Origin of the sequence: Psychromonas sp. SA13A (genome assembly GCF_011378715.1) — a bacterium.
Lineage (GTDB): Bacteria > Pseudomonadota > Gammaproteobacteria > Enterobacterales > Psychromonadaceae > Psychromonas.
In genome coordinates this window covers 112,249-127,410 of sequence record NZ_WTKU01000011.1, presented here as the reverse complement: position 1 = coordinate 127,410, position 15,162 = coordinate 112,249, and the positions used below count along the sequence as shown (strand labels likewise).

Genomic DNA, 15,162 nt, shown 5'->3' with positions numbered 1-15,162 from the left:
GGACTCGAACCCGCGACCCCCGGCGTGACAGGCCGGTATTCTAACCAACTGAACTACCACTCCTCCGAGTGTATAACAGTTTTGTCTCTTTACGGTGTTAACCGCCGGCGTGACAGGCCGCTTATATTAGACAAGAGTCTAACCAACTGAACTACCACTCTTCCGAGTGTATAACAGTTTTACCACTTTATTTTAAATCGTTGTGATCTCGATTAAACACACTGTTGGCGGAGTGGACGGGACTCGAACCCGCGACCCCCGGCGTGACAGGCCGGTATTCTAACCAACTGAACTACCACTCCACGAGTGTGTTACAGTTATTTCTTTATAAATTAATACTGGTGAAATAAACCATTTAGCTTTCATATAATACTGTTGGCGGAGTGGACGGGACTCGAACCCGCGACCCCCGGCGTGACAGGCCGGTATTCTAACCAACTGAACTACCACTCCACTGGAGTATTACAGTTCAAGCTTTTGATAATTATCTATTACATTTGCAAGCAAATGAGTTGGCGGAGTGGACGGGACTCGAACCCGCGACCCCCGGCGTGACAGGCCGGTATTCTAACCAACTGAACTACCACTCCACGTGATAATCATCAGTTCAACTTTAGATTTTGCTAGATAGTATTGCCAACTCTAAATTTATAAAACTGAATTTATAAAAAAATTGTTGGCGGAGTGGACGGGACTCGAACCCGCGACCCCCGGCGTGACAGGCCGGTATTCTAACCAACTGAACTACCACTCCAGCAAAATCAACGTTACATAATATGCAACTCCGTTGAGGCGCAGATAATACGGAGTTGCAGGTACTGAGTCAATAACGAAAAACAAAAAAAACATAATATTTACAAGGTAATTGGTCTAAGTGCTTATTTTATGTTCATAGCGTTTGTTTTTTAGCTTATTTATTTTATTTTTTAGTCGGTTTAGGTTCATCAATGATCAATTCATCTAATGATAATCCATTATCTGCAGCTAGCTTTTTTTGTTTTCTTTTGAGAAAAAACATCACTGCGAGCACTGCTATTACAATTAACAACGCAAATGAGGCTATTAATATCCATAGGTATTGGAATGGTTGCTCTGTTGCTTCGCCCGTCGCTTCTGCTCCTGAAATAGTTGCAGTGGCCTCTGAAGTGATCGGTAATAGTGAACTTACCTCTGGGATTTCAGGTGCTGGCGCTATTAATTCAAAGCTTTGATCTGGCAGTTTAAAGTTAATTTCACGACCATCTACCGTGGTTGCAAATACTTTTCCAGCGTAAGTGTAATTACCGTAAGCGAGTGGCAAATCAACGACAAGTGTATTACTTGCTTCTTTTTGGTCTGAGAAGTTTACGATAGATTGTTGTGTTTGTGGATTATCAACACTACTGATCATGGCATCGATGATAATTGAGCTAGGGACTATTTCAGACTCATCTGCAATTAACGTTAATTGTGCGCTACTCGCATTCTCTGCGGCTGGTTGTATTGTATAGGTTAATGGTTGCGGAAAGACAACAATGTCTTTGTTCACGTTACGAATAAAAATATTATTTTTAGTCTTAATATTCAGCAAATACCGACCAGGATCTAAGTCCATGAAAAAATCAGTCGTTAGCTCTCCGTCAAAAGGGAATGAATCATAATATTGGCCATCGTCTCTATATAATGAGACTACTTTTTTCAGATCGCTAACAATAGAAACTGTTAACTTTGCATATTTCAAATAATCTTTGTTAGTCATTATCTGCCCATCTTTAATCAAAGATACATGGGATGTCAGATATTCACTATTGTAAACTTTAAGCGGCAATTTATTGATTTTTAATGAGATAGGGTTTAATAGCTGAATTCTATTATTCCCATTTAGCATTGCAATAGCTTGCCATGGACCGGGCATCGGATTTTGAATGGTTATAATATCTTGGCTGTTATTATGGAACCAGGCAACACTTTCTTCAGGGTGGCGGCGAGCAAATAATTTACTGCCATCGGGTTGTACTAACACTGTCTTTTGCGCACGTTTAGGGTGATTTAAGATAATTGTTACTTGTTCAGTATTAGGGTCAATTCTAAAGCGGTTATCAAGTAGTGGAATGTCATTGGGCGCATAGATCGTATGCGCAAAAGAGCTGACAACAGCCAGCATTAATAATGTAAATACAATCCAACTTTTATTGATTACCGCCACAAGCAGCTCCCTGATTTTTCTACTAAATCCAAACGTGATTCATGCGCTTTTAATTCTTCTTGGTTCGCATGAATAATAGATAAAGGTGATAAATTTTGACGTAAACGTCGACCAGTATCATTTTTACCTGACTCATTATTGGCTAAATTTAAGTCTTTTTGACCACCTGACATTAGTAGATAAACATCTGCTAATATTTCCGCATCTAATAAAGCGCCATGTAATACTCGGTGCTTATTATCAATACCATAACGGTCACATAAAATATCAAGATTATTCCGTTTACCGGGAAACATCTTTTTAGCCATCTCTAATGTATCGGTAACTGTGGCTATTTCTTCAGTAGGTTGTGTCTTTTTATTTAAAAAACGGAATTCTTGATCCATAAAGCCAACATCAAAGGGCGCATTATGGATAACTAAGTCTGCACCTTTAATAAAATCAATGAACCCATCTGCGATTTCCGCAAAGCGAGGTTTATCATATAAAAACTCATCGGTAATTCCATGGACGGCCATCGCTTCCGGATCAATTAACATATCCGGTTGTATATAAACGTGGTAGTGGCGACCGGTTAAGCGACGATTAATAACCTCAACACAACCAATTTCAATAATACGATGCCCTACATAAATGAGACCATCTTTGTTCATACCTGTGGTTTCTGTATCCAGTACAACTTGGCGGGTGAGTTTACTTGTGTTCATAGACATCTCTATTTATAGTTGCTGCGTGTTTAAGCTGAATGTTAGCTTACTAGTCTAACAAATTTATGTGATGGTAATAATGAAAAAAATCCAACTTTATACAGATGGCTCATGTCTTGGTAACCCTGGTCCGGGAGGTTATGGTGCTATTTTAGTCTTTAATGAGCACCGCCGCGAACTCTCTGAAGGTTATGCGAGAACCACTAATAATCGAATGGAGATGCTAGCCTGTGTGAAAGGGTTAGAGAGTTTGACTGAAGTTTGTGAGGTGGATGTAACAACAGATAGCCAATATGTTCGTCAAGGCATTACACAATGGATACATAATTGGAAAAAACGTGGCTGGAAAACAGCAGCTAAAGCGCCAGTGAAAAATGTTGATTTATGGAAAGCGTTAGATGCTGCTCAAGAAAAACATACGGTAAGGTGGCATTGGGTAAAAGGGCATTCAGGACATCCTGAAAATGAACGCTGTGACGATTTAGCGCGAGAAGCCGCAGAGGCTAAACCAACTCAAAAAGATGAAGGTTATGTAGAATAGTATTCACTGCAAATAATATTGTTAATCGCGCAAAAGAACTGTTTAGGTGTTTTTTGAGTGAGATTGTTTAGTAGTAACGGGTTGATTATTAATAATTCGTCGTTTAAATTCAAACCCTAATTTGATCGGCGTCATTGGTGTGGTTTGTTTTTTCGCAACCATGAAATAAACGCTATAGAAAAAAGGTAAATAACGACGTCCAAAGTTTCCTAAATGACTCATGATAGGACCTTTGGGCTGTGCTAATAAACAATCAAAGTACTGTTTTTCTTTTATTTCAAACCCTAAAACATGTAACCAATCGATAACTCGATTAGGTGAAAAGAGGCGCGCGGTATGTTGATCATTAGGTGTTAATAATGTTCGACACCCAAAAAAGCTGTAGGGGTTATAACCACTGATTATCAAGGTACCATCGAGTGTTAAGATGCGATCGATTTCTCTTAATAATTGATGCGGATCGCTAGAAAAATCTAATTCGTGCACTAAAATGCACAGGTCGATGGTGGCGTTTTGAAAAGGTAAATGTTGTAAATCGCTTTGTAAACCAATATCTTCTCCATCCTCTGCGCAATTTATTTGATGGCGAATAGGGCAATTATCGGTTTTTAATTGCGTACTTAGATGCCCTAGTTTTAATAAGTGATAACCAAAGCAATGTGAGATGGCATCCTTAACAAGGTCTTGAGTTTGTGCCTGAAGACGTTGCCCGTTACTTAACTGTAACCAGTCCGTAATTGGAGTTAAGATACGTGATGTTTTTGCTGTTTTCATGTGCCTCCACTCCTAAACTTTAAAGTTGAGAAAAATTATGTTTAGTGTTTTAACTATTGCTGCATTTAATGATAACTATATTTGGCTTATTAAAGATAGTCAAAGCCAGCGCTGTGTTGTGGTCGATCCCGGAGACGCAGCGCCTGTTCTTGAAATTTTAGCGGCACAAGAGTTAGTCATTGAAGCAATTATTATTACTCATCATCACCATGACCATATTGGTGGTGTGAAAGATTTATTATCAGACAACCCTAATATTAAAGTGTTTGCTAAGCAACCTCTGTTTGATCAAGTCAATTTAGTAGATGAAGATGCTGAGGTGAGTTTTTTTGATGACAGGTTAACCTTTAAAGTATGGCAAGTGGCTGGACATACCTTGGATCATATCGTTTATTTTAATGATCAAATGTTATTTTGTGGTGATACTTTATTTTCAGCTGGCTGTGGCCGAGTATTTGAAGGCTCACATCAACAAATGTACAGCGCATTATCGCGTTTAAGCACGTTGAGTGATGAAACTAAAGTATATTGTGCTCACGAATATACGCAGAATAATCTTATTTTTGCTCTGCAGGTTGACCCAACCAACAATGATTTGCTCGCTTATATTAAACAAGTAAGTAAATTACGTCAGCAGGGACTGCCTTCTATTCCAACTACGATCAAGTGTGAGAAAGCGATTAATCCTTTTTTACGTACTTCTGATACTGCATTAGTTAATAATCTACAAAACTTACTTGCAAAACCTATTGAAGCTGGATTGCCATGCTTTGCAGCATTACGTATTTACAAAGATAACTTTTGATCGTTTATTAGATTCTAATATTGGCTCAATTTAAAAGTAGGTACGGCTGCATTTGTACCTATCTGGTTTACTTTTTATCAATGGCTCGACTATGAAACTATTTTTTCCTTTATTTTTTATTTTATTATTGAGCGCTTGTCAAAGTACTTCCTTTCAAACCGCCAATTTCCCAGAAGAAACCATCTTCAATCAAGAACGAAATGAATTGGAAGAGCAAGATGATGAAGAAGGATTAACTAATCTTGTTGAAATTGAAAGCAGCCAAGCAATAGAGGGGCTATCAAAAAAGCATTATGATAATTTGTGGCTTAAATTAGCGGAAGGTTTTGATTTTGAAGTGCCTGATAACTCTCGAATAGCAATACAGCGTGATTATTATCTTCGCCACCCTAAATATTTACAACAAGTTTCAAAGCGTGCTGAGCCATTTTTATGGTTGATCGTAGAACAAATTGAAGCCAATAATTTACCATTCGAATTGGCTTTGTTGCCGGTTGTTGAAAGTACTTTTGACCCCTATGCATACTCCTATGCTGGCGCTTCTGGTTTGTGGCAATTTATGCCAATTTCCGGGGCGCGTTTTGGTTTACGTCAGGATTGGTGGTATGACGGACGCCGTGATGTATATGCTTCGACGCGTGGTGCTTTGCGATATATGCAAATTTTACATCGTTATTTAGGTAATGATTGGTTGTATGCTTTTGCGGCTTATAATTCTGGTGAAGGCAGAGTGGAGCGTGCTATTGCCAAAAACAGAAAAGCAGGCATGCCGGTTGATTATTGGAATTTAGATTTACCTAAGGAAACAGAAAAATATGTGCCTAAATTTTTGGCCTTAGTAGATATTCTCAGAAACCATGAAAAATACGATATCGACCTACCTTTTATTCCTAATAAACAGGCATTAACTTATGTTGATATTGGATCACAAATCGACCTTTCCTATGCTGCTGAATTAGCCGAATTAAGTCTTGCAGAGGTTCAACTGTTAAATCCTGCATTCAATCACTGGGCGACCTCACCTGATGGGCCTCATAAATTACTATTGCCAAGTGTTGTGGCAAAAGAGTTTTCTAATAAACTGGCCAAAGTTGATAAAAATAAGCGTATTCGGTGGGATCGTTACCGCGTTAAATCCGGTGATAGCCTGAGTATGATTGCGCAAAGGAATAAAACAACAACGAGTGTATTAAAACAAATCAATGATTTAAACAGCTCTTTTATCAAAATTGGACAACCTCTTTTAATCCCTATCGCTAGTGCTTCGCAACAACAATATTTATCTTTACAGGCAAAACGTTTACAAAATCAAGAATCTAGTCAACAGCTCACTAAGAAAAAAGTGACTCATAAAGTCATTGAAGGAGATACGCTTTGGGATATCAGCCGTCGATATAAAGTAACCTCTCAGCAAATAGCTAAGTGGAATGGTTTAAAAGTGAAACAAACACTCCGTTTGGGGCAAACGTTAAAGATTTGGAAAGCATCTTCTGTTAATACTTTTGCTAATACTAAAAAAATTATGCGCCATGTTACCTATCATGTACGGACTGGTGATTCTCTAGGCGGGATTGCTAATAAATTCAATGTTAAAACTGCTGATTTGGTACGTTGGAATAATATTAAAAATAGCAGAATGATTAAGCCTGGGCAGAAAATAAAAGTGTATGTTGATGTGAAAAAGTCGGATACCTAATTATTTACAGGGTAATTATCAAGCCTACAATCGCTTGTCATCTTCAGTGCCCGTATTACATTTTAATCGTTGCTGTTTGATATCTTATGGGTAACGACATAGCTACTTAATTAATTAGTATCTAACATTAACAAATAAGAACCTGCAAGCCATAAGACGAGCAGGTTTTAGGTATGAGTAGAAGATTAAAAGGGGAGGTTGTAAAACAAACAATTAAACTTTGCTCAACCCGTCAACCGCTTTAGATACCTTTTGCGCTCCGGATTGAACATCATGCATTATTGCTTCCATTGCACTTATTTGAGCTCGATTTTTTTCAACAAACTCTGAAACCGAATGAATACCATCTTGGACATTTTTAGTGACGTCTTGATTATTCGCCACAACATCTGATATTTCTTTCGTTGACTCTGTTGTTCTAGACGCAAGCTGCCTGACCTCATCGGCAACCACTGCAAAACCACGGCCTTGTTCTCCTGCTCGTGCTGCTTCTATAGCCGCATTTAATGCTAATAAGTTAGTTTGATCTGCAATACTTTTGATTGTTGATACAATTGCTTGAATGTTATCCGATTGCTCACTTAGTAGGTTAATCTGCTGAGTGGCTTTATCGGTGAGTTCGGAAATATCTGCTGAGGTTTTGACTGACGATATTAGCATTGTTGATGCTTTCTCAATCATGTCCATAGTCGCTAACGAGGTGTCATGGGCGATGGTTGACGCTTCTCTTACTGATGCTTCACGCTCAATGTTATGTGTTATATCACTCGCGAATTTGATGACCTTAATTACGTGATTATTATCATCGAGAATAGGATTGTAAGTTGCTTCTAACCATAGGTCGTTACCGTAAGCGTCTTTTCTTAAAAACTGTCCACTTTTGAAGTTATTTTGTTGTAAATCTTCCCAAAAAGTAGGGTTTTCTTTGTAAAATGAGTCTTCACAAAATAGGCGGTGATGTTTGCCTTGAATACTTTTTAGATCATAACGAACTGCAGATAAAAAATTGTTATTAGCAGTAATAATATGCCCTTCAGGTGTAAATTCTATAATAGCTTGTGATTTATCAAGAGCATTAAATACCGCTTCTTTAGCTAATGAAGCTATTTTCTTTTCAGTAACATCTGCTGCAATTTTCATTACTTTAGTGACTTTTCCATCTTCTGTAATAGGAAAGTAAGTCGCTTCTAACCAGATTATATTGCCACTTTTATGCTTACGCATGAAAGTGCCTTTATTAGAGTGACCTTGTCGAAGTGACTGCCAAAATGAGGCATATTGTTCAGATTTGATATATTGAGGAAGGCACATAACAGAGTGATGCTCGCCAACAATTTCTTCTTTTTGGTATCCAGTTACATTTAAAAATAAAGGGTTAGCATCAATAATTTGGCCATCAGGAGTGAATTCGATGGTTGCTACGCTGTGCTTTATTGAATCTACAATAGAGTTAGCTGTTTTAAGCATCAATTTATGATCGCTTAACTCATTTTTTATGTGCTTATTAAACATTTATTTCCATCCTATGGCTTTAGCTGAGTACAATTAAACTATTGATGCACTATTGATGCACTATTGATGCACTATTGATATTAGAGACATTATTGATATTAGAGACATTATTGATTATTAAGCGTTATCTGAAGAACTGTAAAAGTAGTCTAAAAAATTAATTAAACAAGATGTTATGTTTAGTATTAGATATGTTTGATATTTTAAAAAATTATATTTTTATTTCAATAGCATGAGAAACTTTGTATTAGTGAATAGCTAGCATTCTTAACGAAGAAGTAAGCAAAAGTCTGCTATGTTCCATTTATTTTAAAACTAGCTTGAGTATATTTAAAAAATAATTAGGTGATTGATAATTAGAGTTACTTCAGGTTGTAATAGGATCTTAATCGCCTGAAATGCTCGTTAGGATATTATATCTTTAGACAGTAGATTATGGATGTCTTTGATATACGTATAAGCAAGGTTTGCTTTCCATTTACCATAAAAGCTATAATTGATTTATTTCAACAATTTAAGACCTATTTTTGATTTAATAGATTTTATTTTACGCATATTTATCAGGGCCAGAGAAGATATAGATGGAACTAAATCTTGTTGTAAGCGATATACATTGGTTGAATAGTAGCGTTGAAATTGCGCTGGCAGTCATTATTTTATTTAAAGTCAAATTGTTAAGAGTGAAACTCAGCCTCTTCGCTTGCGCTGTTGTTTCTGTGATTTGGCATGGCGCAGTTCCTGATACTATTTCTGCAGGTTCCCTATCTTGGGGGTTTTTCTTAATTGAGTCTTTACGATACCTTGCTTGGGTGATTGTATTACTTTATTTATTGATGTTAGCGAGGGGAACAAAACTCCCTAATATATGGGCATATGGCTTGTATGGCACATTGTTAATCACCTTAACGCTGTTCATTTATAACATTAATAATACTGCGCTCTTTCCTTCACCTATTTTAGCGCTTTACTTTAAAATAATGCTGAGTTTATTCGGCTTTGTGGTTTGTGAGCAATTGATTAGAAGCGATCATTCTAGTCGAATGACAAAATTAGTTGCGTTAGTTGCATTTATTATTTTTTCCTACGATATAGTAGTGTTTTCACTGCTGTTACTCGATAGCGACCTTGATCAGTCTTTATGGCAAGCAAGGGCTGTGATTAGCTCTGTCACTTCTTTATTATTAGCCCTCAGTATTATATTTTATGCGGATCAATTAAAGGAAAGTAGTCGTTTCCAGTTGTCAAATAGTGTCATTCTTTTTAATACGAGTTTGACCTTGGTAGGTGTATTTTTAATCTCGATTGCTTTATTTTCTTCGGCACTAGACTACTTTAATATTAGTTGGTTAAGCGCCTCTAAAGTCATGTTATACGTTTTATCTGTCTTTTCTATTGCTGCACTTTCACTTTCAGAGAAAATACGTGAGGGATTTGTTGTTTGGACAAGTAAACATTTCTTTGCCCATAAATATGATTATAAAAAACAATGGATAAAACTAGATCTTCTGCTTTCTCAGCAACATAAAAGTCAGAATTGTTACGATGTATCATTACACGCATTAAATCAGTTATTTAATTGTGATGCAGGTGGAATTTGGGTTAAAGGTCAACAATTTTATACGTGTGTTGCTACTGCTAAATTACAATTTAGTGGACGTTTGCCGATAGAGTCTATACATAGCAATTTTATTCAAAAATTAGAGCAAGAAGAATGGGTTTACCAGGCTAACAAATTTGCTAATAAGTACGATGCACAATACAACAATGATTTACCTGACTGGATAGCAACGGTACAAAATACTTGGATCGTGCTACCACTCAATGCAGCATCGGGTTTAGTTGGTTTTGCGGTGCTTTGCAAAACAAAATTAAATGAAAATGAGAAACTAACCTGGGAAGATCTAGATTTATTAAAGCTAACGGGGCGACAAGTTGCCACCTATATTAATCAAGAGCAAGCGGCAGAAAAATTGATTCAAAATCAACAGTTTGATATGTTTAATAAAGTTTCTGCTTTTGCCATTCATGACATTAAAAACTTAATAGCACAGCAGGGCTTAGTGGTTAAAAATGCTGAAAAATATAAACATCACCCTGAATTTGTGGATGATGTTATTGCTACAATTGCTAATTCTGTGAAAAAAATGGATCAGTTATTAAAGAAATTAAAAGGCAGTGACGAGTTAAAAACGATTAATTTACATGAGTTATTAGCTCAAGCTGTAGCAATGAATATGAATGACTTCCCACAACCTAAACTAACCAAAACTTGCTTAGATGCTGAGGTTAAAGGAGATAGAGACAAGTTATTGATGGCTATTAACCACCTTATCAAAAATGCTCAGGATGCAACTGAAAATGATGGGAGTGTAGAATTATTGTTAAATTGTAAAGATGATCAAATCTGGTTAGATATTATAGATACCGGTACAGGTATGGACCAAGATTTTATTAAGAATGATTTATTTCAACCTTTTAATAGTACCAAGCAGGATCAAGGGATGGGCATAGGCGCTTATCAAATACGTGAAATCATACATTCATTAAAAGGAGAGTTAATTGTCGAAAGTACACCACAGGTCGGTAGCAAGTTTTCTATCTATTTGCCTATGGCAAGTTAACGGCATTAACATTTTTATAAGATAAATATGATTTGTTTTAAGTAATTAGGGTAATCTCCTAATAACGTAATTGGGTTTAAACTAGCATTTACACTTAAATTAAAAAAGAGAGAAAAATATGAATAAATATCTACTAGCGCTTCTCTGTACTGTGATGATAAGCGGATGTGCAAAAACAGTTGTTTTACATGAAGAACCTTATTCGGATAAAGTTAAATTTTCAGAATATAAAATAGGTAATAATGATCAGTTATTAATCAGTGTTTGGAAAAACCAAGATCTTTCTGTCACTGTTCCTGTCCGCCCTGATGGCAAAATTTCAATGCCTTTAGTGGGGGATGCGCAAGCGCAAGGATTAACACCTGAAGTGTTAGCGTCAGAACTTGCGGATAAATTAAGTAAATTTATCCGTGCCCCTAACGTAACCGTTATTGTGCTCGGTGCTAATAGTGCTTCTTATTCAAGTCGTGTACGTATTACAGGCGCAGTTAACGGCCCATTATCGATTCCTTATTACACAGATTTAAATGTATTAGATTTAGTGTTGGAAGCTGGCGGTTTAACAGAGTTTGCAAATGCAGATGAAGCAATTTTGTACAGAAACACACCTGATGGCATCAAACCTTACCATGTTAATGTTGATGATATTTTAAACAGAGGCATTTTAGATACTAATTATCTGCTTCGTCCATCTGACATTTTAATAATTCCTGAGAGTGTATTTTAAAGATGGATATTACGGAAATTTTTAAATATGTCGCCGTAACATGGCGAGAGATATGTCAGCGTAAGTTTAAAGTGGCCTTTTTAATGACCATTATTAGCTTTGCTATCATGTTTGTAGGCATGTTACGACCGCCGAGTTATTCTAGTTCGATTACTATTTATGCTGATAATCAAAATATCATTAAACCTTTATTAGGCTCGAAAGCCTCTGTCACCGAGTTAAAGCAGAACAGAAGTGACCAGGTGCGTGATATTATTTATTCGCCGCGTATTTTATCGGAAGTGATCGATAGCGTTTATGGTGAAAATACGTTCCCTGCTGGCTTAGCAAAAGACATTAAAATTAGTCAAATTCGAGGTGGTTTGACTGTAACGGGTAAGTCAGGTAACTACATTCAAGTTTCCTATAAAGACGATACTGCAAGTAGAACCTTTGAAGTGCTGAACAAAGTGGTATCCGTTTTTATTGAAGATAGCGCAGATACAAAACGTCAGGAAAGTCGAAGTGCTTATAACTTTATTGACCAACAAACAGCATCTTATAAAGATTTACTGTTAAAAGCAGAGGAAAAACTCAAAAGTTTTCAATCATCTAACTTCGATGGTACGGAATCTGAAGTAAATTCTCGTATTGCTTCATTACGCTCTTCAATTGAAGAGATGAACATACAAGTTCAAGAAAGCAATACACGAGTCTGGAACTTACAAAAGCAACTTTCTAGAGAGAATAAGTTAGTTGGTAATAATTATGAATCGTCAGTCTATCAATCTCAATTAAGAGAGCTGAAAAAAGAAAAAGCAGCTTTGCTGATCAATTATGAAGATAGTTATCCTGCAATTGTTGATATTAATTATAAAATCAATGATTTAGAGAATACTCTCGCTGACTTGGCGAATGGCGAACAAGCTAACAAACCTATTAATTCAGATCTTAATCCATTGTATGGAGAGCTACGGAGTTTATTATCTGCTGCAAGAATTGAGCATCAAACCCTGTTAAATCGACTTAAGGCATTTAATGAATTATTAGATGAATCCTATGAACGACGTAAACGTATTGCGAATAATAAAGCGGAATTGTCTGAATTAACCCGTGATTACAGTGTATTTCAAGAGCAATATGAAGAAATGCTAACTAAAAAAGAAAAAGCACGTATTTCTATGGTGTTAGATATTCAAGGCCAAGGGGTGAACTATAAACTGCAAGAAGCAGCCACTTACCCGAATACCCCTATTGGTGCGCGTTTTATACACTTTTTTGCTGCGGGGCCTATTGTTGCTTTACTTATTATGATCGCTATTTTTGTTATTAAAATCATGCTTGATTCAAAAATTCGATTTACCTCTGAAATAAAAGATTTTGAAGGTGTTAGTTTATTAGCAGGTATTCCACATGCCCTTTGTAATGCTGAGAAAAGGCGTAAGCGGGTACATAATACTTTCCTCTTACTTTATTATATTGCTTGTTTATCTTGTTATGTCGCTATCGCTGTTGCCTACAAATACGGTGCATCATTAACAAATATCATTGATTTTGGAGCATTTTAATATGTCTGATTCTTCTTCAAATAATTCTTCAGCCCTGCAAAGTCGTGATACCTTCACGCCTGAGTCGCTGCAACTGAGTAAGATAACGGAGATGGCTGAAACAGCCTTGCTTTCGTCAAAGGAATTGGATGAACGTAAAATCATTTATCCTGGTCTTGATGATTATAAAACGCTAAATGCTTACCGCGAATTACGTACTAATCTATTAAATAAAATGGACAACAATAACTTTGTGTGCATGGTAACCGGGATCTCTCAAGAATCAGGTACTAGTCATGTAAGTATGAATTTAGCGACCAGTATTGCATTAGATCAAGGTAAAACTGCCTTAGTGATTGATTGTAATATTTATAAACCTCGAATTGCTTCCTATTTGAAAAACGAGCCAACGCTCGGGTTAACTAATTTGTTAGCAAGAGACACTGATGCTATTACAGATATTATTTATCCATCTGGTATTCCTAGAGTTAGGGTGATACCTGTTGGTACGAATATTATTCATGCTGCAGAGCTCTTTTCTTCACTTAATATGCAAAATTTTATTAACTCAGTTAAAAACCGATATCCAGATCGTTTTATCATTATTGATACCCCCCCCATTGGCTTATACGCGGAAACTCAGATATTAGCTTCAATTTGCGATACCGCCATTTTAGTTGTTGGGTATGGTCAATCGAACTCTTCGCAAGTGGAAGCAGGCGTCGATGCAATCGGTAAAGATAAGCTAGCTGGATTGGTTCTTAATAATCAATAGTCGATAGTGTGAATATGAAATTAAAAAAATGTAGTTTTAAATTTATAGAAACGAGCTTAATGGCATTATTGTCAAGCACCGCTATTGCAAGTGATTTGCCTGCTTCTGTGAGTGATCGTTATATCTCATTGGGTATTGAGCATGCACAGAGTGATAACATTAATAAATCGAGTGTGAACAAAGAGTCAGGGTATGAGCAAACGATTGATCTTGGCTTGGGTTATTTTAATCAAACCGCGACCAATTTGACCGCACTTGATTACACTATTTCTTATTCAACTTATAGCGATGATGAAACTGATGATGAAAGCGATATCTCGGGTAGCTTAAATTTATCGCAGGAGATTTTTAGTAAGAATCTGATGCTTAATTTAAGCCATTTTAGGCGTTCATATTTACTCGACCAATCAAGCAGTGATGTACCTGAAAATAGTGGAGACAGGGATGTATTCACTGTCAATCCTGTCTGGATCATTCCTTATTCAAAACGCGCCGGATTTCAACTTAGTTATAATTATATAGCAACACGTCTTAGCGATAATGATGACGATGATACAGATCGTAATATTTTTGGATTGGCTTGGTACCATAAATTAAATACTAAAACTCGCTTCGAACTTTCTAGTGATATGAGTGATGTTGAATATCGCAATACAGGGGCCGACTATCAAGAGATTAGTGTTAATGCCTCTATCGAAGGGCAATTGGTTGCCGGTACTTATTTAGTGCAATTGGGTTATAGCAAATTAAGCGATGATAACAGTGATGAAACTGGTGCTATTTTCAAATTAGCTTACCAATATCAATTCGCTAAACATAACCTTTCATTGAGCGCAGAAAGGGAGTTAAGCGACTCATCTTTAGGGTTAGGTCTTGATGTGGCAGATAATGAAAGTGAAGACTTTTCCGATAGCCAGTTATTATGGATAGACAGGATCCAATTAGATCATAAATTTATTATTACAAGTCGCTTAAACAACAATAACAATATTTATTATCAACAAGAAAAAGATATAAATACCGATGAAAAAGATCCTCGCTGGGGTTTAAGTACAGGCTTCGACTTCAAAAACACTGAAAAATTAAATTCTTTTGTATCGTTACAATATAGTGAGTCAACACTGGTTTCAGATTTCGATAAACAAATCACTAATGCCATCATAGGTGCAAAATACTTATTCCGTCCAAGGTTAAGTTTCTCATTGCAAGCTGAGTATGAAAAACAGTCTACAGCTAGTATCTCAAGTTATGATGAAATGCGTTACACAGCTAGAATTGAATTTAGGAATTAAG

General features: G+C 36.5%; 12 protein-coding genes and 4 tRNA genes. 8 read left to right on the top strand and 8 right to left on the bottom strand.

Annotated elements, in window-relative coordinates; all coding sequences use genetic code 11:
• Positions 1–225: 225 nt before the first annotated feature.
• The 6 genes from GQR44_RS11725 to dnaQ form a co-directional block, all read right to left on the bottom strand.
• A tRNA-Asp gene (locus GQR44_RS11725) sits at positions 226–302 on the bottom strand.
• A gap of 74 nt (positions 303–376) precedes the next feature.
• Positions 377–453, bottom strand: a tRNA-Asp gene (locus GQR44_RS11720).
• 60 nt (positions 454–513) lie between these two features.
• Positions 514–590, bottom strand: a tRNA-Asp gene (locus tag GQR44_RS11715).
• An 87-nt stretch (positions 591–677) separates the two neighbouring features.
• Positions 678–754 (bottom strand) — tRNA-Asp (locus GQR44_RS11710).
• A gap of 165 nt (positions 755–919) precedes the next feature.
• Complete coding sequence (locus GQR44_RS11705; protein WP_166371960.1) at positions 920–2,185, bottom strand: hypothetical protein; 1,266 nt, start codon at positions 2,183–2,185, stop codon at positions 920–922.
• Complete coding sequence (gene dnaQ / locus GQR44_RS11700; protein WP_028867337.1) at positions 2,176–2,892, bottom strand: DNA polymerase III subunit epsilon; 717 nt, start codon at positions 2,890–2,892, stop codon at positions 2,176–2,178. The genes GQR44_RS11705 and dnaQ overlap by 10 nt, the downstream gene beginning before the upstream one ends.
• Before the next feature lie 79 nt (positions 2,893–2,971).
• Here dnaQ and rnhA point away from each other — a divergent pair, with 79 nt between their 5' ends.
• Complete coding sequence (gene rnhA / locus GQR44_RS11695) at positions 2,972–3,433, top strand: ribonuclease HI (RefSeq protein WP_028867338.1); 462 nt, start codon at positions 2,972–2,974, stop codon at positions 3,431–3,433.
• A 42-nt stretch (positions 3,434–3,475) separates the two neighbouring features.
• Here the strand turns inward: rnhA and GQR44_RS11690 are convergent, their stop codons facing one another.
• Positions 3,476–4,207: a methyltransferase domain-containing protein gene (locus GQR44_RS11690; protein WP_028867339.1), complete on the bottom strand. Its 732-nt coding sequence runs from the start codon at positions 4,205–4,207 to the stop codon at positions 3,476–3,478.
• Positions 4,208–4,244: 37 nt separating this feature from the next.
• Here GQR44_RS11690 and gloB point away from each other — a divergent pair, with 37 nt between their 5' ends.
• A complete protein-coding gene (gloB, locus tag GQR44_RS11685) occupies positions 4,245–5,012 on the top strand; it encodes a hydroxyacylglutathione hydrolase (protein WP_166371959.1) in 768 nt (255 codons plus the stop codon).
• 91 nt (positions 5,013–5,103) lie between these two features.
• Entirely contained in the window at positions 5,104–6,708 is a 1,605-nt protein-coding gene (locus tag GQR44_RS11680) for a LysM peptidoglycan-binding domain-containing protein (RefSeq protein ID WP_166371958.1), read from the top strand.
• 213 nt (positions 6,709–6,921) lie between these two features.
• Here GQR44_RS11680 and GQR44_RS11675 read toward each other — a convergent pair whose 3' ends face one another.
• Positions 6,922–8,220 (bottom strand): PAS domain-containing methyl-accepting chemotaxis protein, encoded by a 1,299-nt coding sequence (locus GQR44_RS11675; protein WP_166371957.1) that lies wholly within the window; start codon positions 8,218–8,220, stop codon positions 6,922–6,924.
• Between the two features lie 581 nt (positions 8,221–8,801).
• On the opposite strand from GQR44_RS11675, the gene prsK reads away from it, so the two are divergent.
• From prsK to GQR44_RS11650, 5 genes are all read left to right on the top strand, one after another.
• On the top strand, positions 8,802–10,841 hold the full coding sequence (gene prsK / locus GQR44_RS11670) for an XrtA/PEP-CTERM system histidine kinase PrsK (RefSeq protein ID WP_166371956.1): 2,040 nt from the start codon (positions 8,802–8,804) through the stop codon (positions 10,839–10,841).
• 118 nt (positions 10,842–10,959) lie between these two features.
• The gene (locus GQR44_RS11665; protein WP_028867344.1) at positions 10,960–11,568 is read left to right on the top strand and encodes an XrtA/PEP-CTERM system exopolysaccharide export protein; all 609 of its coding nucleotides are present in this window, start codon (positions 10,960–10,962) and stop codon (positions 11,566–11,568) included.
• 2 nt (positions 11,569–11,570) lie between these two features.
• Entirely contained in the window at positions 11,571–13,115 is a 1,545-nt protein-coding gene (locus tag GQR44_RS11660) for an XrtA system polysaccharide chain length determinant (RefSeq protein ID WP_166371955.1), read from the top strand.
• 1 nt (position 13,116) lies between these two features.
• Positions 13,117–13,869, top strand: coding sequence for an AAA family ATPase (locus tag GQR44_RS11655; protein WP_028867346.1), 753 nt, complete (start codon positions 13,117–13,119; stop codon positions 13,867–13,869).
• A 14-nt stretch (positions 13,870–13,883) separates the two neighbouring features.
• Entirely contained in the window at positions 13,884–15,161 is a 1,278-nt protein-coding gene (locus tag GQR44_RS11650) for a hypothetical protein (RefSeq protein ID WP_166371954.1), read from the top strand.
• Position 15,162: the final 1 nt, after the last annotated feature.